At 63.7% G+C, this 20,377-nt stretch carries 31 protein-coding genes; 30 read left to right on the top strand and 1 reads right to left on the bottom strand.

Annotation, left to right across the window (positions count from 1 at the left end; all coding sequences use genetic code 11):
- Positions 1-21: 21 nt before the first annotated feature.
- The 29 genes from tuf (at position 22) to N5J29_RS16510 (ending at position 16,541) form a co-directional block, all read left to right on the top strand.
- On the top strand, positions 22-1,212 hold the full coding sequence (gene tuf / locus N5J29_RS16650) for an elongation factor Tu (RefSeq protein WP_065176003.1): 1,191 nt from the start codon (positions 22-24) through the stop codon (positions 1,210-1,212).
- A 333-nt stretch (positions 1,213-1,545) separates the two neighbouring features.
- On the top strand, positions 1,546-1,857 hold the full coding sequence (gene rpsJ, locus N5J29_RS16645; protein ID WP_005408208.1) for a 30S ribosomal protein S10: 312 nt from the start codon (positions 1,546-1,548) through the stop codon (positions 1,855-1,857).
- 11 nt (positions 1,858-1,868) lie between these two features.
- Positions 1,869-2,519, top strand: coding sequence for a 50S ribosomal protein L3 (gene rplC, locus N5J29_RS16640; RefSeq protein WP_004145336.1), 651 nt, complete (start codon positions 1,869-1,871; stop codon positions 2,517-2,519).
- Between the two features lie 12 nt (positions 2,520-2,531).
- Positions 2,532-3,137 (top strand): 50S ribosomal protein L4, encoded by a 606-nt coding sequence (rplD, locus tag N5J29_RS16635; RefSeq protein ID WP_053519740.1) that lies wholly within the window; start codon positions 2,532-2,534, stop codon positions 3,135-3,137.
- Positions 3,134-3,433: a 50S ribosomal protein L23 gene (gene rplW / locus N5J29_RS16630; RefSeq protein ID WP_004145338.1), complete on the top strand. Its 300-nt coding sequence runs from the start codon at positions 3,134-3,136 to the stop codon at positions 3,431-3,433. Before rplD ends, rplW begins: the two co-directional genes overlap by 4 nt.
- A 10-nt stretch (positions 3,434-3,443) precedes the next feature.
- Positions 3,444-4,271 (top strand): 50S ribosomal protein L2, encoded by an 828-nt coding sequence (gene rplB, locus N5J29_RS16625; RefSeq protein ID WP_065182869.1) that lies wholly within the window; start codon positions 3,444-3,446, stop codon positions 4,269-4,271.
- A 6-nt stretch (positions 4,272-4,277) separates the two neighbouring features.
- A complete protein-coding gene (gene rpsS / locus N5J29_RS16620) occupies positions 4,278-4,547 on the top strand; it encodes a 30S ribosomal protein S19 (protein WP_005415413.1) in 270 nt (89 codons plus the stop codon).
- A 12-nt stretch (positions 4,548-4,559) separates the two neighbouring features.
- Positions 4,560-4,895 (top strand): 50S ribosomal protein L22, encoded by a 336-nt coding sequence (gene rplV, locus N5J29_RS16615; protein WP_080375339.1) that lies wholly within the window; start codon positions 4,560-4,562, stop codon positions 4,893-4,895.
- 18 nt (positions 4,896-4,913) lie between these two features.
- Complete coding sequence (gene rpsC, locus N5J29_RS16610; protein WP_004145350.1) at positions 4,914-5,648, top strand: 30S ribosomal protein S3; 735 nt, start codon at positions 4,914-4,916, stop codon at positions 5,646-5,648.
- Positions 5,649-5,653: 5 nt separating this feature from the next.
- Positions 5,654-6,067: a 50S ribosomal protein L16 gene (rplP, locus tag N5J29_RS16605; RefSeq protein ID WP_053519743.1), complete on the top strand. Its 414-nt coding sequence runs from the start codon at positions 5,654-5,656 to the stop codon at positions 6,065-6,067.
- On the top strand, positions 6,067-6,252 hold the full coding sequence (gene rpmC / locus N5J29_RS16600; protein WP_004154487.1) for a 50S ribosomal protein L29: 186 nt from the start codon (positions 6,067-6,069) through the stop codon (positions 6,250-6,252). Before rplP ends, rpmC begins: the two co-directional genes overlap by 1 nt.
- Before the next feature lie 11 nt (positions 6,253-6,263).
- Positions 6,264-6,533 carry a 30S ribosomal protein S17 gene (gene rpsQ, locus N5J29_RS16595; RefSeq protein WP_053519744.1) on the top strand — a complete coding sequence of 90 codons (270 nt, stop codon included), beginning with the start codon at positions 6,264-6,266 and terminating at the stop codon, positions 6,531-6,533.
- Between the two features lie 12 nt (positions 6,534-6,545).
- Positions 6,546-6,914 carry a 50S ribosomal protein L14 gene (rplN, locus tag N5J29_RS16590; protein WP_010483978.1) on the top strand — a complete coding sequence of 123 codons (369 nt, stop codon included), beginning with the start codon at positions 6,546-6,548 and terminating at the stop codon, positions 6,912-6,914.
- A 16-nt stretch (positions 6,915-6,930) separates the two neighbouring features.
- Positions 6,931-7,248: a 50S ribosomal protein L24 gene (rplX, locus tag N5J29_RS16585; protein WP_053519745.1), complete on the top strand. Its 318-nt coding sequence runs from the start codon at positions 6,931-6,933 to the stop codon at positions 7,246-7,248.
- 11 nt (positions 7,249-7,259) lie between these two features.
- The gene (gene rplE / locus N5J29_RS16580; RefSeq protein WP_053519746.1) at positions 7,260-7,802 is read left to right on the top strand and encodes a 50S ribosomal protein L5; all 543 of its coding nucleotides are present in this window, start codon (positions 7,260-7,262) and stop codon (positions 7,800-7,802) included.
- A gap of 18 nt (positions 7,803-7,820) precedes the next feature.
- Positions 7,821-8,126 (top strand): 30S ribosomal protein S14, encoded by a 306-nt coding sequence (gene rpsN / locus N5J29_RS16575; RefSeq protein WP_053519747.1) that lies wholly within the window; start codon positions 7,821-7,823, stop codon positions 8,124-8,126.
- Positions 8,127-8,385: 259 nt separating this feature from the next.
- Entirely contained in the window at positions 8,386-8,784 is a 399-nt protein-coding gene (rpsH, locus tag N5J29_RS16570) for a 30S ribosomal protein S8 (RefSeq protein WP_005415417.1), read from the top strand.
- A gap of 18 nt (positions 8,785-8,802) precedes the next feature.
- Entirely contained in the window at positions 8,803-9,327 is a 525-nt protein-coding gene (rplF, locus tag N5J29_RS16565) for a 50S ribosomal protein L6 (RefSeq protein WP_164152941.1), read from the top strand.
- A 31-nt stretch (positions 9,328-9,358) separates the two neighbouring features.
- Complete coding sequence (gene rplR / locus N5J29_RS16560; RefSeq protein WP_053519749.1) at positions 9,359-9,712, top strand: 50S ribosomal protein L18; 354 nt, start codon at positions 9,359-9,361, stop codon at positions 9,710-9,712.
- Positions 9,713-9,872: 160 nt separating this feature from the next.
- On the top strand, positions 9,873-10,415 hold the full coding sequence (gene rpsE, locus N5J29_RS16555) for a 30S ribosomal protein S5 (RefSeq protein ID WP_005408213.1): 543 nt from the start codon (positions 9,873-9,875) through the stop codon (positions 10,413-10,415).
- Complete coding sequence (gene rpmD, locus N5J29_RS16550) at positions 10,408-10,599, top strand: 50S ribosomal protein L30 (RefSeq protein WP_004145412.1); 192 nt, start codon at positions 10,408-10,410, stop codon at positions 10,597-10,599. The genes rpsE and rpmD overlap by 8 nt, the downstream gene beginning before the upstream one ends.
- 6 nt (positions 10,600-10,605) lie before the next feature.
- The gene (rplO, locus tag N5J29_RS16545; protein WP_053519751.1) at positions 10,606-11,049 is read left to right on the top strand and encodes a 50S ribosomal protein L15; all 444 of its coding nucleotides are present in this window, start codon (positions 10,606-10,608) and stop codon (positions 11,047-11,049) included.
- Between the two features lie 7 nt (positions 11,050-11,056).
- Positions 11,057-12,424, top strand: coding sequence for a preprotein translocase subunit SecY (gene secY / locus N5J29_RS16540; RefSeq protein WP_005415420.1), 1,368 nt, complete (start codon positions 11,057-11,059; stop codon positions 12,422-12,424).
- Positions 12,425-12,771: 347 nt separating this feature from the next.
- A complete protein-coding gene (gene rpsM, locus N5J29_RS16535) occupies positions 12,772-13,128 on the top strand; it encodes a 30S ribosomal protein S13 (RefSeq protein WP_004154500.1) in 357 nt (118 codons plus the stop codon).
- A gap of 11 nt (positions 13,129-13,139) precedes the next feature.
- Positions 13,140-13,529: a 30S ribosomal protein S11 gene (rpsK, locus tag N5J29_RS16530; RefSeq protein WP_004145443.1), complete on the top strand. Its 390-nt coding sequence runs from the start codon at positions 13,140-13,142 to the stop codon at positions 13,527-13,529.
- Positions 13,530-13,544: 15 nt separating this feature from the next.
- Positions 13,545-14,174, top strand: coding sequence for a 30S ribosomal protein S4 (gene rpsD, locus N5J29_RS16525; RefSeq protein WP_004145446.1), 630 nt, complete (start codon positions 13,545-13,547; stop codon positions 14,172-14,174).
- A gap of 55 nt (positions 14,175-14,229) precedes the next feature.
- On the top strand, positions 14,230-15,228 hold the full coding sequence (gene rpoA, locus N5J29_RS16520) for a DNA-directed RNA polymerase subunit alpha (protein WP_004145453.1): 999 nt from the start codon (positions 14,230-14,232) through the stop codon (positions 15,226-15,228).
- A gap of 191 nt (positions 15,229-15,419) precedes the next feature.
- Entirely contained in the window at positions 15,420-15,803 is a 384-nt protein-coding gene (rplQ, locus tag N5J29_RS16515; RefSeq protein ID WP_053519752.1) for a 50S ribosomal protein L17, read from the top strand.
- A 231-nt stretch (positions 15,804-16,034) separates the two neighbouring features.
- A complete protein-coding gene (locus N5J29_RS16510) occupies positions 16,035-16,541 on the top strand; it encodes a disulfide bond formation protein B (RefSeq protein WP_053519753.1) in 507 nt (168 codons plus the stop codon).
- Between the two features lie 63 nt (positions 16,542-16,604).
- Here the strand turns inward: N5J29_RS16510 and N5J29_RS16505 are convergent, their stop codons facing one another.
- Complete coding sequence (locus N5J29_RS16505; protein ID WP_164152943.1) at positions 16,605-18,731, bottom strand: TonB-dependent receptor; 2,127 nt, start codon at positions 18,729-18,731, stop codon at positions 16,605-16,607.
- 219 nt (positions 18,732-18,950) lie between these two features.
- Between N5J29_RS16505 and N5J29_RS16500 the strand changes: the two genes are divergently transcribed.
- Complete coding sequence (locus N5J29_RS16500) at positions 18,951-20,342, top strand: 3-deoxy-7-phosphoheptulonate synthase class II (protein WP_053519755.1); 1,392 nt, start codon at positions 18,951-18,953, stop codon at positions 20,340-20,342.
- Positions 20,343-20,377 lie beyond the last annotated feature (35 nt).

Below are 20,377 nucleotides of genomic sequence, written 5' to 3'. Positions count from 1 at the left end.
GAACAATCAAGGTATATAACAATGGCAAAGGGTAAGTTCGAGCGCACCAAGCCGCACGTCAACGTCGGCACCATCGGTCACGTCGACCACGGCAAGACCACGCTGACCGCCGCGCTGACCAAGATCGGCGCCGAGCGCTTCGGTGGCGAGTTCAAGGCGTATGACGCCATCGACGCCGCACCGGAAGAAAAGGCTCGTGGCATCACGATCTCGACCGCGCACGTCGAATACGAATCCCCGACCCGTCACTACGCCCACGTTGACTGCCCGGGCCACGCTGACTACGTCAAGAACATGATCACCGGTGCCGCCCAGATGGACGGCGCGATCCTGGTGTGCTCGGCCGCTGACGGCCCGATGCCGCAGACCCGCGAGCACATCCTGCTGTCGCGTCAGGTCGGCGTGCCGTACATCGTGGTGTTCCTGAACAAGGCTGACATGGTCGACGACGCCGAGCTGCTCGAGCTGGTCGAAATGGAAGTGCGCGAACTGCTGAGCAAGTACGAGTTCCCGGGCGACGACACCCCGATCATCTCGGGTTCGGCCCGCCTGGCGCTGGAAGGCGACCAGAGCGAGATCGGCGTGCCGGCGATCCTGAAGCTGGTCGACGCGCTGGACACCTGGATTCCGGAGCCGGAGCGTGCGATCGACAAGCCGTTCCTGATGCCGGTGGAAGACGTGTTCTCGATCTCGGGCCGCGGCACCGTGGTGACCGGTCGTATCGAGCGCGGCGTGATCAAGGTCGGTGACGAAATCGAAATCGTCGGTATCCGTCCGACCCAGAAGACCACCGTGACCGGCGTGGAAATGTTCCGCAAGCTGCTGGACCAGGGCCAGGCAGGCGACAACGCCGGTCTGCTGCTGCGCGGCACCAAGCGTGACGACGTCGAGCGCGGCCAGGTTCTGGCCAAGCCGGGTTCGATCACCCCGCACACCGAGTTCGAAGGCGAAGTGTACGTGCTGTCGAAGGACGAGGGCGGCCGTCACACCCCGTTCTTCAACGGCTACCGCCCGCAGTTCTACTTCCGCACCACCGACATCACCGGCGCTGCCAAGCTGCCGGAAGGCGTGGAAATGGTGATGCCGGGTGACAACGTCAAGATGACCGTGACCCTGATCAACCCGGTCGCGATGGACGAAGGCCTGCGCTTCGCCATCCGCGAAGGTGGCCGCACCGTCGGCGCCGGCGTGGTCTCGAAGATCATCAAGTAATCTGTTAGACTCTGCGCCCCGATGTTGCCTGGGTAGGGCATCGGGGCGTATCAAAATGGGAAAGCAGGCACAGGATGTGCCTTGTGTTCCCCGGACCAGGAAGGGTCAAGGCCATTCAGGCGGCGTCAACAGGACACTGTTGACAGCTGCCTGGCGTGCCATTATGCTTCTACGTCTGGGCAGGCCGGGAAACTGGTCTGCCTACGTTTTTGAGGTCTACGGATTGACCTTGTCGGCCTGCAGGAGTGCGGGCCGTCCGTATGCAGGAATTTCATGGGGCAAAGCAACCCAGAGGCTTTGTCTGTCGCTCTTTTAACGAAGGAACCTACCGCCATGGCGGACCAAAAGATCCGGATCCGGCTGAAAGCGTTCGATCATCGTCTGATCGACCGTTCGGCCAGCGAGATCGTTGAAACGGCAAAGCGGACCGGCGCGCAAGTGCGTGGCCCGATCCCGCTGCCGACCAAGATCGAGCGTTACACCGTTCTCGTTTCCCCGCACGTCGACAAGGACGCGCGTGACCAGTACGAGACCCGCACGCACAAGCGCGTGCTCGATATCGTTGACCCGAATGACAAGACCGTGGACGCGCTGATGAAGCTCGAACTGGCTGCCGGCGTCGACGTTCAGATCAAGCTGACCTGAGGACTACGACCATGACGAAGAAGTATTCGTTGGGCTTCGTGGGCCGCAAGGCCGGCATGAGCCGCGTGTTCACCGAAGATGGTCGTTCCATCCCGGTGACCCTGATCGAAGCCACCCCGAACCGCATCGCGCAGATCAAGACCGTCGAAACCGACGGCTACAGCGCCGTGCAGGTGACCGTCGGCGCGCGTCGCGCTGCCCTGGTCAACAAGCCGGAAGCCGGCCACTTCGCCAAGGCGAAGGTGGAAGCGGGTCGTGGCCTGTGGGAATTCCGCGTTGAAGACGCGCAGCTCGGCGATTTCGCCGTCGGCGGCGAAGTCAAGGCGGACATCTTCGAAGTCGGCCAGATCGTCGACGTCCAGGGTGTCACCAAGGGTAAGGGTTTCCAGGGCACCATCAAGCGCCACAACTTCCGTATGGGCGATGCAACCCACGGTAACTCGCTGTCGCATCGCGCGCCGGGTTCGCTGGGTCAGCGCCAGACCCCGGGTCGCGTTTTCCCGGGCAAGAAGATGTCGGGCCACATGGGCGCGGTGCAGCAGAGCACCCAGAACCTGGAAGTGGTCAAGGTCGACGTCGAGCGCGGTCTGATTGCGGTTCGCGGCGCCGTTCCTGGCGCGGCGGGTGGCGATGTGATCGTCCGTCCGGCGAGCAAGGCATAAGGAGAGATGACGATGGAACTCGTTATCACGGGTAGCAACAACAAGGTCTCGGTCTCCGACGCCGTGTTCGGTCGCGATTTCAGCGAAGATCTGGTCCACCAGGTCGTCGTTGCTTACCGCAACGCCGGTCGCGCCGGCACCAAGGCACAGAAGACTCGCTCCGAAGTGGCTGGTACCACCAAGAAGTCGAAGAAGCAGAAGGGCGGCGGCGCGCGTCATGGCGCACTGACGGCTCCGATCTTCGTCGGCGGCGGTGTCACCTTCGCGGCCAAGCCGCGCAGCTTCGAGCAGAAGGTCAATCGTAAGCAGTACCGTGCCGCCATGTGCGCGATCCTGTCCGAGCTGAACCGTCAGGGCCGTCTGACCATCGTGGAGGCCTTCGATGTCGAAGCGACCAGCACGAAGGGTCTGATCGCCAAGCTGGCCGGCCTGGAAGTGGGCAAGCGCCCGCTGATCGTCACCGAGGAAGCCTCCGAGCACCTGTACCTGTCCGCCCGCAATCTGCCGTACGTGCAGGTGCGTGACGTGCAGGGCCTGGACCCGGTGTCGCTGGTCGGTGCCGACACGGTCGTCATCACCGCTGACGCGGTCAAGAAGGTCGAGGAGTGGCTGGCATGAACAGCAACGAAAAAATCTTCAGCGTGCTGCGTGCCCCGCGTGTCTCCGAAAAGACCGCGCGCCTGCAGGAACTCTCCAACCAGTATGTCTTCGAAGTTTCGAACGAAGCCACCAAGGCCGATGTAAAGGCCGCGGTTGAGCAGCTGTTCGACGTCAAGGTCGAAGCCGTCAACGTGGTCAACGTCAAGGGCAAGAACAAGTCCTTCCGTAACCGTGCTGGCCGCCGCGGCGATTGGCGCAAGGCGTACGTTCGCCTGGCCGATGGCCAGTCGATCGATGTAACGGCCAAGGCCTGAGGTACATCCCATGCCATTGATGAAATTCAAGCCCACTTCCCCCGGCCGCCGTTCGGCCGTGCGCGTGGTTACGCCCGACCTGCACAAGGGTGCTCCGCACGCTGCGCTGGTCGAGTCGCAGAGCCGCTCGGGTGGTCGTAACCACCACGGCCGCATCACCACCCGTCACGTCGGTGGTGGCCACAAGCAGCACTACCGCATCATCGACTTCAAGCGCAACAAGCTGGGCATCCCGGCGCGCGTGGAACGCATCGAATACGATCCGAACCGCACCGCCCATATCGCCCTGCTGTGCTACGTCGACGGCGAGCGTCGCTACATCATCGCCCCGAAGGGTCTGAAGGCCGGTGATCAGGTGATCGCTGGTTCGGATGCCCCGATCAAGGCGGGCAACACCCTGCCGCTGCGCAACATCCCGGTCGGTACCACCATCCACTGCATCGAGCTGAAGCCGGGCAAGGGCGCTCAGATCGCCCGCGCTGCAGGTGCTGCCGTGCAGCTGGTCGCCCGTGAAGGCGTCTACGCCACCCTGCGCCTGCGCTCGGGTGAAATGCGTAAGGTTCCGGTCGAGTGCTGCGCCACCATCGGCGAAGTCGGCAACGACGAGCACAGCCTGGAAAAGCTGGGCAAGGCCGGTGCCAAGCGCTGGCGCGGCGTCCGCCCGACCGTTCGTGGTGCTGCCATGAACCCGGTTGACCACCCGCACGGTGGTGGTGAGGCCAAGGCCGGCCAGGGTAACCCGCATCCGGTCACCCCGTGGGGTGTCCCGACCAAGGGTTACAAGACGCGCCATAACAAGCGCACTCAGCAGTTCATCGTCCGCGATCGTAGGGGCTAATCGACCATGGCACGTTCACTCAAGAAGGGCCCGTTCGTCGATCACCACCTCGTCAAGAAGGTGGAGGCCGCTGCGGGCAGCAAGAAGCCGATCAAGACCTGGTCGCGCCGTTCGATGATCCTGCCTGACATGGTAGGCATCACCATTGCCGTGCATAACGGCAAGAACCACATCCCGGTTCTCGTCAACGAGAACATGGTCGGCCACAAGCTCGGCGAATTTGCCATCACCCGGACCTTCAAGGGTCACGGTGGTGACAAGAAGTCGGGCAAGTAAGGAGAGATGACAATGGAAGCGAAAGCCATCCTGCGCACTGCGCGCATCTCCCCGCAGAAGGCTCGCCTGGTCGCTGACCAGGTGCGCGGTCTGCCGGCCGAACGTGCGGTCAATCTGCTGAAGTTCTCGGACAAGAAGGCTGCCCACCTGATCAAGAAGGTGGTGGAGTCGGCTATTGCCAACGCTGAGAACAACCAGGGCGCCGACGTCGACGAGCTGAAGGTTCAGACCATCATGGTTGATGAAGGTCCGACCCTGAAGCGTTTCATGGCGCGGGCGAAAGGCCGCGGTACCCGCATCCTCAAGCGCACCAGCCACATCACTGTGGTTGTGGGCGCCGGCAAGTAAGCGGATAAGGAAAAGACCATGGGTCATAAAGTTCATCCGATTGGTATCCGTCTCGGTATTTCCAAGGACTGGAACTCCAAGTGGTACGCCAACAAGGCCGAGTTCGCTGGTTACCTGGCAGCCGACCTGAAAGTTCGCGAAATGCTGCGCAAGAAGCTGGCTCAGGCCGGCATCAGCAAGATCCTGATCGAGCGTCCGGCCAAGACCGCGCGCGTGACGATCCACACCGCCCGTCCGGGCGTGGTGATCGGCAAGCGTGGTGAGGACATCGAGAAGCTGCGCAAGGAAGTGAGCGAGATGATGGGCGTTCCGGCGCACATCAACGTCACCGAAGTGCGCAAGCCGGAACTGGACGCGCAGCTCGTTGCCGAGTCGATCGCCCAGCAGCTGGAGCGTCGCATCATGTTCCGCCGCGCAATGAAGCGCTCGGTGGGCAACGCGATGCGCCTGGGTGCCCTGGGCATCAAGGTCAACGTGGGTGGCCGCCTCAACGGTGCTGAAATCGCCCGTTCGGAGTGGTACCGCGAAGGCCGCGTGCCGCTGCACACCCTGCGTGCCGACATCGACTATGGCTTCGCTGAAGCCAAGACGACCTACGGCATCATCGGCATCAAGGTCTGGATCTACAAGGGCGAGGTCTTCGATTTCTCCCAGGTTGGCCAGGAAAAGCAGGACGACACCCCGTCGCGCAACGATCGTCACGATCGCGGCGACCGTGGTGACCGTCAGCGCCCGGCCCGTGAAGCGAGGTAACGACAATGTTGCAACCCAAGCGAACCAAGTACCGCAAGGTACACAAGGGCCGTAACGAAGGCCTGAGCTGGAGCGCCAACGCTGTCAGCTTCGGCGAATACGGCCTGAAGGCAACCGCACACGGTCAGCTGACCGCGCGTCAGATCGAAGCGGCTCGCCGCTCGATCAGCCGCTACGTCAAGCGCGGCGGCAAGATGTGGATCCGCGTGTTCCCCGACAAGCCCATCACCAAGAAGCCCATCGAAGTTCGAATGGGTTCGGGTAAGGGTAACGTGGAATACTGGGTGGCCCAGATCCAGCCCGGCCGCATGATCTATGAAATCGAGGGTGTTTCCGAGGAAGTGGCTCGCGAGGCGTTCCGCCTGGCCGCCGCCAAGCTCTCGGTCACCACCACTTTCGTGACCCGTACGGTGCGCTGATGGATATCAAAACTCTCCGTGAAAAGTCGGCTGACGAACTCAAGGCCCACCTGATCGACCTGCGTAAGGAACAGTTCTCTGTCCGTATGCAGCAGGTCACCGGCCAGCTGCCGAAGACCCACGACATCCGCCGGGTCCGTCGCGAGATTGCTCGCGTCAAGACCCTGCTCGGCAGCACGAAGTAAGGATGGCCGCTATGAGCGACAATACTGAAAACAAGACGCTGCGCACGGTCGAAGGCCGTGTCGTCAGCAACAAGATGGACAAGACGGTTACCGTCCTGGTTGAGCGTCAGGTCAAGCACGCACTGTACGGCAAGTACATCAAGCGCTCGACGAAGCTGCACGCCCACGATGCCGACAACGCCTGCAAGGAAGGCGATGTCGTCCGCGTGACCGAGATTGCTCCGATGTCCAAGACCAAGAACTGGCGCGTGGTGGAAGTCATCACGCGTGCGGCTGAATAAGGAGTCTGAATCATGATCCAGATGCAGAGCTACCTTGACGTCGCGGACAATTCGGGTGCCAAGCAGGTGATGTGCTTCAAGGTGCTGGGTGGTTCCAAGCGCCGTTACGCCGGCATCGGCGACATCATCAAGGTCACCGTGAAGGATGCGATTCCGCGCGGCAAGGTCAAGAAGGGTGAAGTGTATGACGCCGTCGTGGTGCGTACCCGCAAGGGTGTGCGTCGCGCCGACGGCTCGCTGATCCGCTTCGACGGCAACGCTGCCGTCCTGCTGAACAACAAGCAGGAGCCGATCGGTACCCGTATCTTCGGGCCGGTGACCCGTGAACTTCGTTCGGAGAAGTTCATGAAGATCGTCTCGCTCGCTCCCGAAGTGCTGTGAGCGACAGGAGATAATCATGGCTAACCGTATCAAGAAGGGCGACCAGGTCGTCGTCAACACCGGCAAGGACAAGGGCAAGCAGGGCGAAGTCGTCCGCGTCGACGGCGACCGTGTGGTCGTCGCCAACGTGAACATCGTCAAGCGCCACACCAAGCCGAACCCGCAGGCAGGCGTTGCCGGCGGCGTGGTCGAGCGTGAAGCTTCGATCCATATCTCCAACGTGAATGTGCTGAACCCGGCTTCGGGCAAGGGCGAACGCGTTGGCTTCAAGGTGCTGGAGGATGGACGCAAACTGCGTGTGTTCCGCTCCAGCGGTGAGGCGCTCGACGCCTGAGGAATGAGAAGATGACTTCCCGTCTCGAAAAGTTCTACAAGGACGAAGTGGTGCCGGCGCTGATGAAGCAGTTCGGCTACACCAATCCGATGGAAGTGCCGAAGCTCGTCAAGGTCACCCTGAACATGGGTGTCGGCGAAGCGGCCACCAACAAGAAGATCCTGGAAAACGCCGTCGGCGACATGACCAAGATTTCCGGCCAGAAGCCGGTTGTCACCAAGTCGCGTATTTCGGTTGCGTCGTTCAAGATCCGCGATGGTTGGCCGATCGGCTGCAAGACCACGCTGCGTCGCCACAAGATGTACGAGTTCCTGGATCGCCTGATCAACATCTCGCTGCCGCGCGTGCGCGACTTCCGTGGTGTCTCCGGTCGTTCCTTCGACGGTCGCGGCAACTTCAACATGGGTGTGAAGGAACAGATCATCTTCCCGGAAATCGACTTCGACGCTGTCGACGCGATCCGCGGTATGGATATCGCCATCACCACCACTGCGAAGACCGACGCGGAAGCGAAGGCGCTGCTGGCAGCGTTCAAGTTCCCGTTCCGTAACTGATCCGTCGAGGAAACCGAAATGGCAAAGACCTCCATGGTCAACCGCGACATCAAGCGGGAAAAGCTGGCCAAGAAGTACGCTGAGAAGCGTGCTGCTCTGAAGAAGATCGTGTCCTCGGTGGACGCGAGCTACGACGAGAAGATCGAAGCTGCTGCCAAGCTGGCCAAGCTGCCGCGCGATTCGTCGCCGAGCCGCCAGCGCAACCGCTGCGAACTGTCCGGCCGTCCGCGTGGCGTCTACAGCAAGTTCGGCCTGGGCCGCAACAAGCTGCGTGAAGCCACCATGCGTGGCGACGTCCCGGGTCTGCGCAAGGCCAGCTGGTAATCCCAGCCGGTCCTGCGATCAGGCGCCCCCCCCCGGGGGTTCCTGAACCGGGGAGGGGAGGCATTCAGCCTCCCTTTCGCAAAAAACCCGAAGAGCCCGACGCAAGTCGGGCTCTTTTGGCGTATACTCCCGCGTCTTGCCCTGTGCAGACGGGGTTGTAGGGCGGGCCACAGGTCCGCTGCATCAAGGGACCTGGCCCGTTTCCAGGAGACAACAGATTTTCGCGAAAGCGGATATCGGTGCACTCAAAGGTACTCATATGAGCATGACTGATCCCATCGCCGACCTGCTGGTCCGCATCAAGAATGCGGCCGCGGTTGGCAAGCAGACGGTGAAAGCCCCGTCGTCCAAGATCAAGGTTGCGATCGCCCAGGTCCTGAAGGACGAGGGTTACATCACCGACCTGCGCGTTACCCAGCTGGAGAACAACAAGGCCGAGCTGGAAATCGTGCTGAAGTATTTCGAAGGCAAGCCGGTCATCGCGACCCTGAAGCGCTTCTCGCGTTCGGGCCTGCGCCAGTACCGCGGCAAGAGCGAGCTGCCGAAGGTCATGAACGGCCTGGGCATCTCCATCATTTCCACCTCCAAGGGCATCATGACTGATGCGCAGGCGCGCCAGCTGGGCGTCGGCGGCGAAGTCCTGTGCTTCGTGGCCTAAGGCGAAAGGAGTAGAACTATGTCCCGCGTAGCCAAGAAGCCGATCGACCTGGGTAAGGTTGAACTGAACGTCCAGTCGGAAAGCGTCGCCGCCAAGGGCCCGAAGGGCACCCTGTCGCTGGCCAAGCCGGCCGGTATTGCCATCAACGTCGACAACGGCGTTGCCACCCTGAGCACCGAGAACGTCGAACTGGTCGCACTGACCGGCACCGTGCGTGCGATCCTGGCCAACATGGTCAAGGGCGTGTCCGAAGGCTTCGAGCGCAAGCTGGAGCTGGTCGGCGTGGGTTACCGCGCTGCCATGCAGGGCAAGGACCTGAGCCTGTCGCTGGGCTTCTCGCACCCGGTCGTGTTCGTGGCGCCGGAAGGCATCACGCTGTCCACCCCGACCCAGACCGAGATCCTGGTCCAGGGCGCGGACAAGCAGGCCGTCGGTGAAGTTGCCGCCAAGATCCGTGCGTTCCGCAAGCCGGAGCCGTACAAGGGCAAGGGCGTGAAGTACTCCGACGAAGTCATCATCCGTAAGGAAGCCAAGAAGGCCTAATAGGCGCTTCCGCTTTCATAGGAAAAACATCATGAACAAGAACATCGCCCGCCTGCGTCGCGCCAAGTCGACCCGCGCCCACATCCGTGAGCTCGGCGTCGCCCGCCTGTCGGTGCTGCGCACCGGCCAGCACCTGTATGCCCAGGTCTTCACCGCCGACGGTTCCAAGGTGCTGGCTGCCGCCAACACCACCCAGACCGACGTCAAGGAAGGCCTGAAGAGCGGCAAGAATGTCGATGCCGCCGCCAAGGTTGGCCGCATCGTCGCTGAGCGTGCCAAGGCCGCCGGCGTCGAGAAGGTTGCCTTCGATCGTTCGGGTTACCGTTACCACGGCCGTATCAAGGCCCTGGCAGAGGCTGCCCGCGAAGCCGGCCTGCAGTTCTAAGGGATCTGGGCAGGGGGCCGATGGCCCCCTGTCCGCCTGCTCGCCAGCCTGAGCGAGGCTGGACGGCGCCATTCTTCTGTAGTGGCCCACCGGAACGACGCGTCATTCCACAACCATAAGCGGCCCTGAGCCGTACATACCCAACAACCAAGGAATCAACATGGCAGAAGAGCGTCAGCAGCGGGGTCGCGATCGCGACCGTAACCGCGAAGAGAAGATCGACGACGGCATGATCGAAAAGCTGGTCGCGGTCAACCGCGTCAGCAAGACCGTCAAGGGTGGTCGCCAGTTCACCTTCACCGCCCTGACCGTGGTCGGCGACGGCGAAGGCAAGGTCGGTTTCGGTTATGGCAAGGCCCGCGAAGTGCCGGTCGCCATCCAGAAGTCGATGGAACAGGCCCGCAAGAACCTGGTCAGCGTTGACCTGAACAACGGCACCCTGTGGCACACCATCAAGGATGGTCATGGCGCAGCCCGCGTGTTCATGCAGCCGGCTTCGGAAGGTACCGGCGTCATCGCCGGCGGTGCCATGCGCGCCGTCCTGGAAGCGGTTGGCGTGAAGAACGTGCTGGCCAAGGCCACCGGTTCGCGCAACCCGATCAACCTGGTGCGTGCCACCGTGAAGGGCCTGTCTGCAGCGCAGTCGCCGGCCCGCATCGCGGCCAAGCGCGGCAAGAAGGTGGAGGAACTCAACCATGGCTAATGAGTCCAACAAGACTGTGAAGGTGCGCCTGGTGCGCGGCCTGCGTGGTGCTCAGTCGCGTCACCGCCTGTCGGTGCGTGCCCTGGGTCTGAACAAGCTCAACGATGTGCGTGAACTGAAGGACAGCCCGCAGGTTCGCGGCCTGATCAATACCGTTCACTACCTCGTCAAGGTTGAGGAGTAATCGATCATGACTCTGCGTCTCAATGAACTGAGCCCGGCACCGGGCGCCCGTACCGAGCGCACCCGCGTCGGTCGCGGTATCGGCTCGGGCCTGGGCAAGACTGCCGGCCGCGGCCACAAGGGTTCGTTCGCCCGCAAGGGTGGCGGCAAGATCAAGGCCGGCTTCGAAGGCGGCCAGACCCCCATGCAGCGTCGTCTGCCGAAGATCGGCTTCCGTTCGCCGATCGCCAAGGACACCGCTGAAGTGCTGCTGTACCAGCTGGACAAGCTGCCGGCCGGCGAGATCGACTTCGCCGCCCTGCGTGCCGCCAAGCTGGTCCCGAGCACTGCCAAGAAGGCCAAGGTCGTCGTCAAGGGCGAAGTGACCAAGGCGTTCACCCTGAAGGGTGTTGCTGCCACGGCCGGTGCCAAGGCTGCGATCGAAGCTGCCGGCGGCAGCGTAACGGAGTAAGAAAATCATGGCGCAAGCTGGCATCGGTAACCTCGCGGGCGGAATGGGCAAGTTCACTGAACTTCGCCAACGTTTGCTGTTCGTCGTCGGGGCTTTGATCGTCTATCGCATCGGCTGCTACGTGCCGGTGCCGGGCGTCAATCCCGATGCCATGCTTGCCATGATGCAGCAGCAGGGCGGCGGCATCGTGGACATGTTCAACATGTTCTCGGGCGGCGCCCTGCACCGTTTCAGCATCTTCGCGCTGAACGTGATGCCGTACATCTCGGCATCGATCGTGATGCAGCTGGCCGTGCACATCTTCCCCGCCCTGAAGGCGATGCAGAAGGAAGGTGAGTCCGGTCGCCGCAAGATCACCCAGTACTCGCGCATCGGCGCCGTGCTGCTGGCAGTGGTGCAGGGCGGTTCGATCGCTCTGGCCCTGCAGGGCCAGGTCTCGCCGTCGGGCGCTCCGGTCGTGTACGCGCCGGGCATGGGCTTCGTGCTCACCGCCGTGGTCGCGCTGACCGCCGGCACCATGTTCCTGATGTGGGTCGGTGAGCAGGTCACCGAGCGCGGCATCGGCAACGGCGTGTCGCTGATCATCTTCGCCGGTATCGTGGCGGGCCTGCCGGGCGCGGTCATCCATACCTTCGATGCCTACCGCGACGGCAACATCCAGTTCATCCAGCTGCTGCTGATCGCCATCGTCGTTCTCGCCTTCACCTTCTTCGTGGTGTTCGTCGAGCGCGGCCAGCGCCGGATCACGGTCAACTACGCGCGCCGCCAGGGCGGTCGCAATGCGTACATGAACCAGACCTCGTTCCTGCCGCTGAAGCTCAACATGGCCGGCGTCATCCCGGCGATCTTCGCCTCGAGCCTGCTGGCCTTCCCGGCCACCCTGGCCATGTGGTCCGGCCAGGCGGCCAACCAGAGCAGCTTCGGCCAGGTCCTGCAGAAGGTCGCCAACGCGCTGGGTCCGGGCGAGCCGCTGCACATGATCGTGTTCGCTGCGCTGATCACCGGTTTCGCGTTCTTCTATACCGCGCTGGTGTTCAACTCGCAGGAAACCGCCGACAACCTGAAGAAGTCGGGCGCGCTGATTCCGGGCATCCGTCCGGGCAAGGCCACTGCCGACTACATCGACGGCGTGCTGACCCGCCTGACCGCAGCCGGCTCGGCCTACCTGGTGATCGTCTGCCTGCTGCCGGAACTGATGCGCACGCAGCTGAACGCCTCGTTCTACTTCGGCGGTACCTCGCTGCTGATCGTGGTGGTGGTGGTGATGGACTTCATCGCCCAGGTGCAGGCGCACCTGATGTCCCACCAGTACGAGAGCCTGCTGAAGAAGGCCAACCTGAAGGGTGGCAACCGCGGCGGTTTTGCCCGCGGCTGATTCGCCTGTTATACTTTCGTCTTCCTGACGTGATGGTCCCTCCGCTTCGCGGACTCCGGCCACACAAACGAAGGGCGGCCCCCGCAGCGGTTCCGGGTGGGGGTGTGATGAGGTGGTCCCGCGCAGGAGTAGCGCGGGCGGCCCCGGGAGACCTCCCGGGATCAACCCCATCCGGCGCCGGAGCCTGGGCACACTCCCCAGGCCGGGTTCATGAAACCTCTGGTTTCACGGGCTTCCATGTAAACCGGAACCTTGTTAGTATCGCTAGTTCACTTTTTTGATCCATCCTGCCGGATTGGCGTGCCCGAGGCGCGCTGTCGGCCATCACTCAGCTGGAGAACCGCGTCATGGCGCGTATTGCAGGCGTCAACCTGCCAGCCCAGAAGCATGTCTGGGTCGGGTTGCAAAGCATTTACGGCATCGGCCGTACCCGTTCGAAGAAGGTCTGCGAAGTCGCAGGCGTCGCTTCGACCACCAAGATCCGCGATCTGTCGGAGCCGGAAATCGAGCGCCTGCGCGCCGAAGTCGGCAAGTACATCGTGGAAGGCGATCTGCGCCGTGAGATCGGCATCGCGATCAAGCGCCTGATGGACCTGGGCTGCTACCGCGGCCTGCGTCACCGTCGTGGCCTCCCGCTGCGTGGCCAGCGCACCCGTACCAACGCCCGCACCCGCAAGGGTCCGCGCAAGGCGATCAAGAAGTAAGGGACTGAGAAATGGCTAAGCCCGCTGCTAAGACCAAGAAGAAGATCAAGCGCGTCGTCACTGACGGCGTTGCCCACGTCCACGCTTCGTTCAACAACACCATCGTCACCATCACCGACCGCCAGGGCAATGCTCTGTCGTGGGCGACCTCCGGTGGCGCTGGCTTCCGCGGTTCGCGCAAGTCGACCCCGTTCGCTGCCCAGGTGGCTGCCGAGAAGGCCGGTCGTGCTGCGCTGGACTACGGCGTGAAGTCGCTGGAAGTCCGCATCAAGGGCCCGGGTCCGGGCCGTGAGTCGGCCGTGCGTTCGTTGAACAACGTCGGCTACAAGATCACCAACATCATCGACGTGACGCCCATCCCGCACAACGGGTGCCGTCCGCCGAAGAAGCGTCGCGTCTAAAGGGAGCGATAAGAAATGGCTCGTTATATCGGTCCTACCTGTAAGCTCGCCCGCCGCGAAGGCGCCGACCTGTCCCTGAAGAGCCCGGCGCGTGCGCTGGACTCCAAGTGCAAGCTGGAGCAGAAGCCCGGCCAGCACGGCGCCACTGCCCGCAAGGGCAAGCTGTCCGACTACGCCACCCAGCTGCGTGAAAAGCAGAAGGTCAAGCGTATCTACGGCCTGCTGGAGCGTCAGTTCCGCAACTACTACAAGAAGGCCTCGACCAAGAAGGGCAACACCGGCGAGAACCTGCTGCAGCTGCTGGAAACCCGCCTGGACAACGTCGTCTACCGCATGGGCTTCGCCGTGACCCGTCCGGCTGCCCGCCAGCTGGTGTCGCACCGCGGCGTCACCGTGAATGGCAAGTCGGTCAACCTGGCTTCGTACCAGGTCAAGGCTGGCGATGCCATCGCGCTGTCCGAGAAGGCTGCCAAGCAGCTGCGCGTCCAGGAAGCCCTGACCGTCGCCGCACAGCATGACCTGAGCCCGTCGTGGGTTGAAGTGGATTCCGGCAAGTTCACCGGCATCTTCAAGGCTGTTCCGGATCGTTCGGATCTGCCTGCGGACATCAACGAAGCGCTGATCGTCGAGCTGTATTCGAAGTAATTCACATTGGAGAGCCCCCGGCGACGGCCGGGGGTTCACTAGGAGAACCCGCAACATGACGGTTACCGCCAACCAGGTTCTGCGTCCTCGCGGTCCGCAGATCGAACGCCTTACCGACACCCGTGCAAAGGTCGTTATCGAACCTTTGGAGCGGGGTTACGGGCATACGCTGGGCAACGCCCTGCGTCGCGTGCTGCTGTCGTCCATCCCGGGCTTCGCCATCACGGAAGTCGAAATCGACGGCGTGTTGCATGAGTACACCACGGTCGAAGGTCTGCAGGAGGACGTGCTCGAAGTCCTGCTGAACCTGAAGGACGTGGCCATCCGTATGCACTCCGGCGACAGCGCCACCCTGTCCCTGTCCAAGCAGGGCCCGGGCGTTGTCACCGCTGCCGATATCAAGGTCGACCACAATGTGGAGATCCTGAACGGCGACCATGTGATCTGCCACCTGACCAAGGATACGGCAGTGAACATGCGTCTGAAGATCGAGCGTGGTTTCGGCTACCAGCCGGCTGCTGCGCGTCGTCGTCCGGACGAAGAAACCCGTGCCATCGGCCGCCTGGTCCTGGATGCCTCGTTCTCGCCGGTCCGCCGCGTCGCCTATGCCGTGGAAGCGGCCCGCGTCGAACAGCGTACCGACCTGGACAAGCTGGTCATCGATATCGAGACCAACGGCACCATCGATGCCGAGGAAGCCGTGCGCACCGCCGCCGACATCCTCAGCGATCAGCTGTCGGTGTTCGGTGACTTCACCCACCGCGACCGCGGTGCGGCCAAGCCGGCCAACAACGGCGTGGATCCGGTGCTGCTGCGCCCGATCGACGATCTGGAGCTGACCGTGCGTTCGGCCAACTGCCTGAAGGCTGAAAGCATCTACTACATCGGCGATCTGATCCAGAAGACCGAAGTGGAGCTGCTGAAGACCCCGAACCTGGGCAAGAAGTCGCTCACCGAGATCAAGGAAGTGCTGGCCCAGCGCGGCCTGTCGCTTGGCATGAAGCTGGAGAACTGGCCGCCGGCCGGCGTCGCCAGCCACGGCATGCTGGGCTGATAAAGCCTCCTGCTGTACCCGGAGGCTCCACCGTCAGCGGTGGAGCCTTCACCGCAAGATGCCATGACGAACCGCAGGTTCGCGGGCAGGTCGTCCAGGACGGGCGGCCAGGACCATCCGCAGTCCGTGCAGCAACGCCAGGATGGCGACAACGATCCACACAGCCACATCATTAATCAAGGAACATCACCATGCGTCACCAGAAGTCTGGCCGTAAGTTCAGCCGTACCAGCGCCCATCGCGAAGCGATGTTCAAGAACATGGCCGCCTCGCTGTTCAAGCACGAGCTGATCAAGACCACCCTGCCGAAGGCCAAGGAACTGCGCCGCGTCGCCGAGCCGCTGATCACCCTGGCCAAGGTCGATTCCGTTGCCAACCGCCGTCTGGCCTTTGCCCGCCTGCGTGACAACGAAGCCGTGGGCAACCTGTTCACCATCCTGGGCCCGCGCTACGCGAACCGTCCGGGCGGCTACCTGCGTCTGCTGAAGTGCGGCTTCCGCGCCGGCGACAATGCTCCGATGGCCTACGTCGAGCTGGTCGACCGTCCGGCCGTGGCCGAGGAAGTGGCCGAGTAATCGGACCGCTCCAACGCGACACAGTGAAAGCCCGGCATCTGCCGGGCTTTTGCGTTCTGGTAGCGCCGGGCGATGCCCGGCGTTTACGTTTCCGCTGCACTCGCCGGGCATGGCCCGGCGCTACCTGCGAAGGGAAGTGGCCCGCACCGTTCCGACGAGCGTCACCGGCAGCGGTTCGAATGGCAGGCGCGGTCGGTTACGCTTGGCGCCTGATCCATTCGAGCATTCACGATGAATCCTCTGCGCTGGCCCTTCCGCGCCCAGTTCCTGCTGGGCTTCCTGATCTGCGTGGGCCTGCTGGGCTATGCGATTTTCCTGCAGCTGAAGATGGGGCTGGAGCCGTGCCCGCTGTGCATCTTCCAGCGGCTGGCCTTTGCCGCGCTCGGCCTGCTGTTCCTGCTGGGCGCACTGCACGGCCCGTCGAACCGGCCGGGACGGGTGACGTACGGCATCCTTGCCTTCATTGCGGCAGCCGTCGGCGTCGGCATCGCCGCGCGCCATGTCTACGTGCAGATGCTGCCGCCGGAAATGGGTGCCACCTGTGGTCCGCCGCTGAGCTTCCTGCGCGAGACCATGGGCCCGTTCGAGGTGTTCCGCACGGTGCTGACCGGTACCGGCAACTGCGGCAACATCGACTGGACCTTCCTCGGACTGACCATGCCGATGTGGTCGGGCGTGTGGTTCGTGCTGCTGGGGCTGTGGGCACTGCTGGTGCCGCTGCGCAGGGTCAGGCGCTGAGTAACTGACGCGCCCCAGCAGAGCCGGGCATGGGCTCGGCTCTGCCGGGGGCAGCGACATCGATCAGAAAACCTGTTGCAGGCTGAGATAGGCGCCGCGTCGCGGCCCCCACTGGGGGGCGAACACGCCTACGCCGCCGCCATCGCGCAGCTGATAGCTGCGATCCAGCGCGTTGACCAACGCCAGCTGTGCATGCAGCGGATGGCCGCTGTCGGCGTTGAAATCGTGGCCAGCACTGAGGTTCACCTGCAGGTAGGACGGCAGCTCGCCCCCATTGGGTACGCTTTCGGTGTCCGAGCGCAGGCCACTGCCGAACACGTAGTTGGCACCGATCCGGTTGTGTCCGGCGAAGGCATAGCTGACACCGCCCGACGAGGTCAGCTTCTGGTCGTGGTCCAGGTGGATCCAATGGTCGGCCACGTAGGCCAGGGCGTCCGGGTCGAGGTTGTACTGGCCGGTGATCACCTGGGTGCCGATCGCCTTGTTGCATGCGGCGTTGAAGTACGCGCTGAACGGTCCGTCGCTGTAGTCGGCGCTGAACTCCAGGCCGCGGATGTGGCCGCGACGATAGTTGAACGTCGAGTAGAGGTAGGCGGCGCCGAACTGGCCTTCATCCTGCAGGCGGGCGACACGCCGGTCATACGCATCCACGCCGAGTGTCAGGTGCTCGCCGATCTGCTGCGAGATGCCGAGGTCGTAGTAGTCACTGCGCTCGGCCAGTGGCGTGGCGTTGCCATCACTGGGCTGCTGGTTGCTGGTGCCGTCGTACAGCGCGATGTCGTCGGAGGCGATCAGCTCGCTGGCCGGTGGTGTGAAGTAGCGCGCATAGCCTGCGTGCAGGGTGGTGCTGTCGCCGGCATTCCAGACCACGCCCAGGCGCGGGCTGAGCTGGCCTTCGGTCCGCCCGAAGGCCGTGTAGCGGTCGCCGCGCAGACCATAGTTGACCGTCCAGTTGTCTCCGATCTTCCACTCGTCCTGCACGTAGAGCGCCAGCGTGCTGGCGTGGAAAGCACTGCGGTCGGGAATCAGCAGGGGCGTGGTGCTGGCCTGCTGGCCGGCGTCGTCAACCGGGAACACCCAGCTGCTGCTGTGGGCCCGCGCGGTCTCATGATTGCCGTACAGGCCATAGCGCAGCGTGTGATCGCTGCCCAGCGGGGTGGAAACGTCGGCCTGCACGGTGTTGGCGCGGTTGCTGCGCTGGACCTGTGAAGCAACACCGCTGAATACCAGATCGCCCGCCACATCGGGATTGAACCCGACATCGCTGTAGCGTTGGCCGGCCGACAGCTGGTACGCGCTGGCGCCCAGCGTCCCCTGCAGCACCAGCATGCCGAAGCGCGTGGTCTCGCGCTGGGTCTCATCCAGCTGGCTGGAGTCGAACGTGGAGGTATCGAGGTAGCCGAACTGCGGTGTCTGGCCCGGGTTCACCGGAATCTGGAAGCGGTTGTTGGCAATGCCGGCAAACACGCTCACGCGCGTGTTCTCGTCCAGCAGATAGGTGAGGTCGGCGAACGCCTTGCCCTGGTGGGTGTCGTCGTGCAGCGGCCGGCGCGAGTTCGTCGGGTTCTCCAGGCCGACCTCGTTCTGGTCGTAGTTGCCGGTCAGGAACCAGCTCCAGCGTCCCTGGTTGCCCCACCAGGAGGCGTTGGGATTGACCTTGCCGAACGACCCGGCAGTCAGTCCGGCGCTGCCGCCGTTGCCCAGTTCGGCGCCACTGCGGGTGGTGATGTCCACCACTGCGGCGGTGCGTTCGCCGAACTGCGCCGGCAGTGCGCCATCCATCAGCCGGATGCTCCTGATGGTTCGCGTATCCAGGGTCTGGCCGAAGCCGGAGATCGATTCGGGCAGCAGCACGCCGTTGATGCGGTACTGCAGGTTGGCGTGATCACCACGCACATGGACACCGCCGTAGGAGTCCTGGACCACGCCCGGGGCCTGCAGCAGCACCTGGCTGAGTGCGGCGGAGGCGCCGAGCGGCTGCTTCTGGATGTCCTCGGCGGTGATCTGGTACTGGCTGCTGCCGATGTCCGGCGACAGCGCGTTGCGGGCCTGGTCGAGGTGGGCGCTGACGGTGACCGCATCCAGGTTCTTCACTGCGGGCCCGGCGTCATCCGCGGCCGCGGCAAGGGGGGGCATGCTGGCCAGGGCCAGGGCGAAGGTGATGCTGGTAGCGAGGCGTGAGGGCTTCATGGGAGAGAGCAGGGCCTGGGGCGTGGAGGGGGCCGGTCCATGACGGTGAGTGTTACTCCGTAACAGATCATGCGCCTCTGGCGGCGCCGCCGACCATGCGGTCTGTGGCTGCTCGGCGCGTGCTTTCCCTGGCGTTCAGGCATCGGGCCGGAAGGGCTGGCCCTTTGCGGCGGCGGCCGGCTCTGCGACCATGACCGTCCCCCACCCCGGAAGTCTGCAATGAGCCTGTCCGCCGTTTCACCGGTTCCCGATCCTGCCGCAACCGCTGCGGGTGCTGCCTGGTCGCCGGAGAGCTGGCGCGGCAAGACCGCACTGCAGATGCCGACCTATCCCGACCCGGTGGCGCTGGATGCTGCCCTGCATGAGCTGAAGCGGCTCCCCCCTCTGGTGACCTCGTGGGAGATCCTGGCGCTGAAGCAGCAGCTGGCGGAGGCGCAGGAGGGCAAGCGCTTCCTGCTGCAGGGCGGCGATTGCGCCGAGAACTTCAGCGACTGTGAGTCCGGCACCATCTCCAATCGGCTGAAGGTGCTGCTGCAGATGAGCCTGGTACTGGTGCATGGCCTGCGCCAGCCGGTGATCCGCGTCGGCCGCTTCGCCGGCCAGTACGCCAAGCCACGCTCGGCTGATACCGAGACCCGTGATGGGGTGACGCTGCCCAGCTACCGGGGCGATGTGATCAATGCGCCGGCCTTCACCGAAGCCGCGCGCCTGCCCGACCCGAAGCGGATGCTGCAGGCCCACGCGCATTCGGCGATGACGATGAACTTCGTGCGGGCGCTGATCGATGGCGGCTTCGCCGACCTGCACCATCCCGAGTACTGGAACCTGGACTGGGTGCGGCATTCGCCGCTCGCCGCCGAGTACCAGAAGATGGTGGCATCGATCGGCGATGCCGTGCACTTCATGGAAACCCTGGCCGGTGCCCGGGTGCACAACCTCAACCGCATCGACTTCTACACATCGCACGAAGCCCTGCTGCTGCCCTACGAGCAGGCGCTGACCCGGCAGGTGCCGCGCCAGCAGGGCTGGTTGAACCTGAGCACGCACTATCCCTGGATCGGCATGCGCACGGCTGCGCTCGACGGCGCGCACGTGGAGTACCTGCGGGGCGTGCGCAATCCGATCGCGATCAAGGTGGGGCCGTCGGTTTCGCCGGACCAGCTGCTGCGCCTGATCGATGTACTCAATCCGGACGACGAGCCCGGGCGCCTGACCTTCATTCACCGCATGGGCGCGACGCAGATAGCCGAAAAGCTGCCGTCGCTGTTGGAAGCGGTCAAGCGCGACGGCCGCCGCGTGCTGTGGGTGTGCGATGCCATGCACGGCAACACCGAGAGCACCGCCAATGGCTTCAAGACGCGCCGCTTTGACAACGTGCGCCGCGAGGTGGAGTTGTCGTTCGATCTGCACGCCGCGGCAGGTACGCGCCTGGGCGGCGTGCACCTGGAGCTGACCGGCGAGGACGTGACCGAATGCACCGGTGGCGCGCGCGAGCTCACCGAGCGTGATCTTGAGCGCGCGTACCGTTCCACGGTCGATCCGCGGCTGAACTACGAGCAGTCGCTGGAGATCGCGATGGCGATCGTGCGCAAGCAGGAACAGGTGCGCTAAGGGTTTTTCGGCAGGGCTTGCAGCCCTGCACCTGC

It is taken from the genome of Stenotrophomonas sp. GD03680, from assembly GCF_029844625.1.
Classification (GTDB): Bacteria; Pseudomonadota; Gammaproteobacteria; order Xanthomonadales; family Xanthomonadaceae; genus Stenotrophomonas; species Stenotrophomonas maltophilia_P.
The sequence above is the reverse complement of the archived record's forward strand: the minus strand, read 5'-3'. Positions and strand labels throughout refer to the sequence as shown.

Excerpts from the sequence above, each read along its gene's own strand:
- rplP (WP_053519743.1), top strand. The coding sequence starts at position 5,654 with ATGTTGCAACCCAAGCGAACCAAGTACCGCAAGGTACACAAGGGCCGT.
- rplB (WP_065182869.1), top strand. The coding sequence starts at position 3,444 with ATGCCATTGATGAAATTCAAGCCCACTTCCCCCGGCCGCCGTTCGGCC.
- rplC (WP_004145336.1), top strand. The coding sequence starts at position 1,869 with ATGACGAAGAAGTATTCGTTGGGCTTCGTGGGCCGCAAGGCCGGCATG.
- secY (WP_005415420.1), top strand. The coding sequence starts at position 11,057 with ATGGCGCAAGCTGGCATCGGTAACCTCGCGGGCGGAATGGGCAAGTTC.
- rpmC (WP_004154487.1), top strand. The coding sequence starts at position 6,067 with ATGGATATCAAAACTCTCCGTGAAAAGTCGGCTGACGAACTCAAGGCC.
- rpsS (WP_005415413.1), top strand. The coding sequence starts at position 4,278 with ATGGCACGTTCACTCAAGAAGGGCCCGTTCGTCGATCACCACCTCGTC.
- rplF (WP_164152941.1), top strand. The coding sequence starts at position 8,803 with ATGTCCCGCGTAGCCAAGAAGCCGATCGACCTGGGTAAGGTTGAACTG.
- N5J29_RS16510 (WP_053519753.1), top strand. The coding sequence starts at position 16,035 with ATGAATCCTCTGCGCTGGCCCTTCCGCGCCCAGTTCCTGCTGGGCTTC.
- rpsN (WP_053519747.1), top strand. The coding sequence starts at position 7,821 with ATGGCAAAGACCTCCATGGTCAACCGCGACATCAAGCGGGAAAAGCTG.
- rpsH (WP_005415417.1), top strand. The coding sequence starts at position 8,386 with ATGAGCATGACTGATCCCATCGCCGACCTGCTGGTCCGCATCAAGAAT.
- rplX (WP_053519745.1), top strand. The coding sequence starts at position 6,931 with ATGGCTAACCGTATCAAGAAGGGCGACCAGGTCGTCGTCAACACCGGC.
- rpmD (WP_004145412.1), top strand. The coding sequence starts at position 10,408 with ATGGCTAATGAGTCCAACAAGACTGTGAAGGTGCGCCTGGTGCGCGGC.
- rplR (WP_053519749.1), top strand. The coding sequence starts at position 9,359 with ATGAACAAGAACATCGCCCGCCTGCGTCGCGCCAAGTCGACCCGCGCC.
- rpsC (WP_004145350.1), top strand. The coding sequence starts at position 4,914 with ATGGGTCATAAAGTTCATCCGATTGGTATCCGTCTCGGTATTTCCAAG.
- rplQ (WP_053519752.1), top strand. The coding sequence starts at position 15,420 with ATGCGTCACCAGAAGTCTGGCCGTAAGTTCAGCCGTACCAGCGCCCAT.
- rplV (WP_080375339.1), top strand. The coding sequence starts at position 4,560 with ATGGAAGCGAAAGCCATCCTGCGCACTGCGCGCATCTCCCCGCAGAAG.
- rpsE (WP_005408213.1), top strand. The coding sequence starts at position 9,873 with ATGGCAGAAGAGCGTCAGCAGCGGGGTCGCGATCGCGACCGTAACCGC.
- rplN (WP_010483978.1), top strand. The coding sequence starts at position 6,546 with ATGATCCAGATGCAGAGCTACCTTGACGTCGCGGACAATTCGGGTGCC.
- rpsQ (WP_053519744.1), top strand. The coding sequence starts at position 6,264 with ATGAGCGACAATACTGAAAACAAGACGCTGCGCACGGTCGAAGGCCGT.
- rplW (WP_004145338.1), top strand. The coding sequence starts at position 3,134 with ATGAACAGCAACGAAAAAATCTTCAGCGTGCTGCGTGCCCCGCGTGTC.
- rplO (WP_053519751.1), top strand. The coding sequence starts at position 10,606 with ATGACTCTGCGTCTCAATGAACTGAGCCCGGCACCGGGCGCCCGTACC.
- rpsD (WP_004145446.1), top strand. The coding sequence starts at position 13,545 with ATGGCTCGTTATATCGGTCCTACCTGTAAGCTCGCCCGCCGCGAAGGC.
- rpsJ (WP_005408208.1), top strand. The coding sequence starts at position 1,546 with ATGGCGGACCAAAAGATCCGGATCCGGCTGAAAGCGTTCGATCATCGT.
- rplE (WP_053519746.1), top strand. The coding sequence starts at position 7,260 with ATGACTTCCCGTCTCGAAAAGTTCTACAAGGACGAAGTGGTGCCGGCG.
- N5J29_RS16505 (WP_164152943.1), bottom strand. The coding sequence starts at position 18,731 with ATGAAGCCCTCACGCCTCGCTACCAGCATCACCTTCGCCCTGGCCCTG.
- rpsM (WP_004154500.1), top strand. The coding sequence starts at position 12,772 with ATGGCGCGTATTGCAGGCGTCAACCTGCCAGCCCAGAAGCATGTCTGG.
- rpsK (WP_004145443.1), top strand. The coding sequence starts at position 13,140 with ATGGCTAAGCCCGCTGCTAAGACCAAGAAGAAGATCAAGCGCGTCGTC.
- rpoA (WP_004145453.1), top strand. The coding sequence starts at position 14,230 with ATGACGGTTACCGCCAACCAGGTTCTGCGTCCTCGCGGTCCGCAGATC.
- rplD (WP_053519740.1), top strand. The coding sequence starts at position 2,532 with ATGGAACTCGTTATCACGGGTAGCAACAACAAGGTCTCGGTCTCCGAC.
- tuf (WP_065176003.1), top strand. The coding sequence starts at position 22 with ATGGCAAAGGGTAAGTTCGAGCGCACCAAGCCGCACGTCAACGTCGGC.
- N5J29_RS16500 (WP_053519755.1), top strand. The coding sequence starts at position 18,951 with ATGAGCCTGTCCGCCGTTTCACCGGTTCCCGATCCTGCCGCAACCGCT.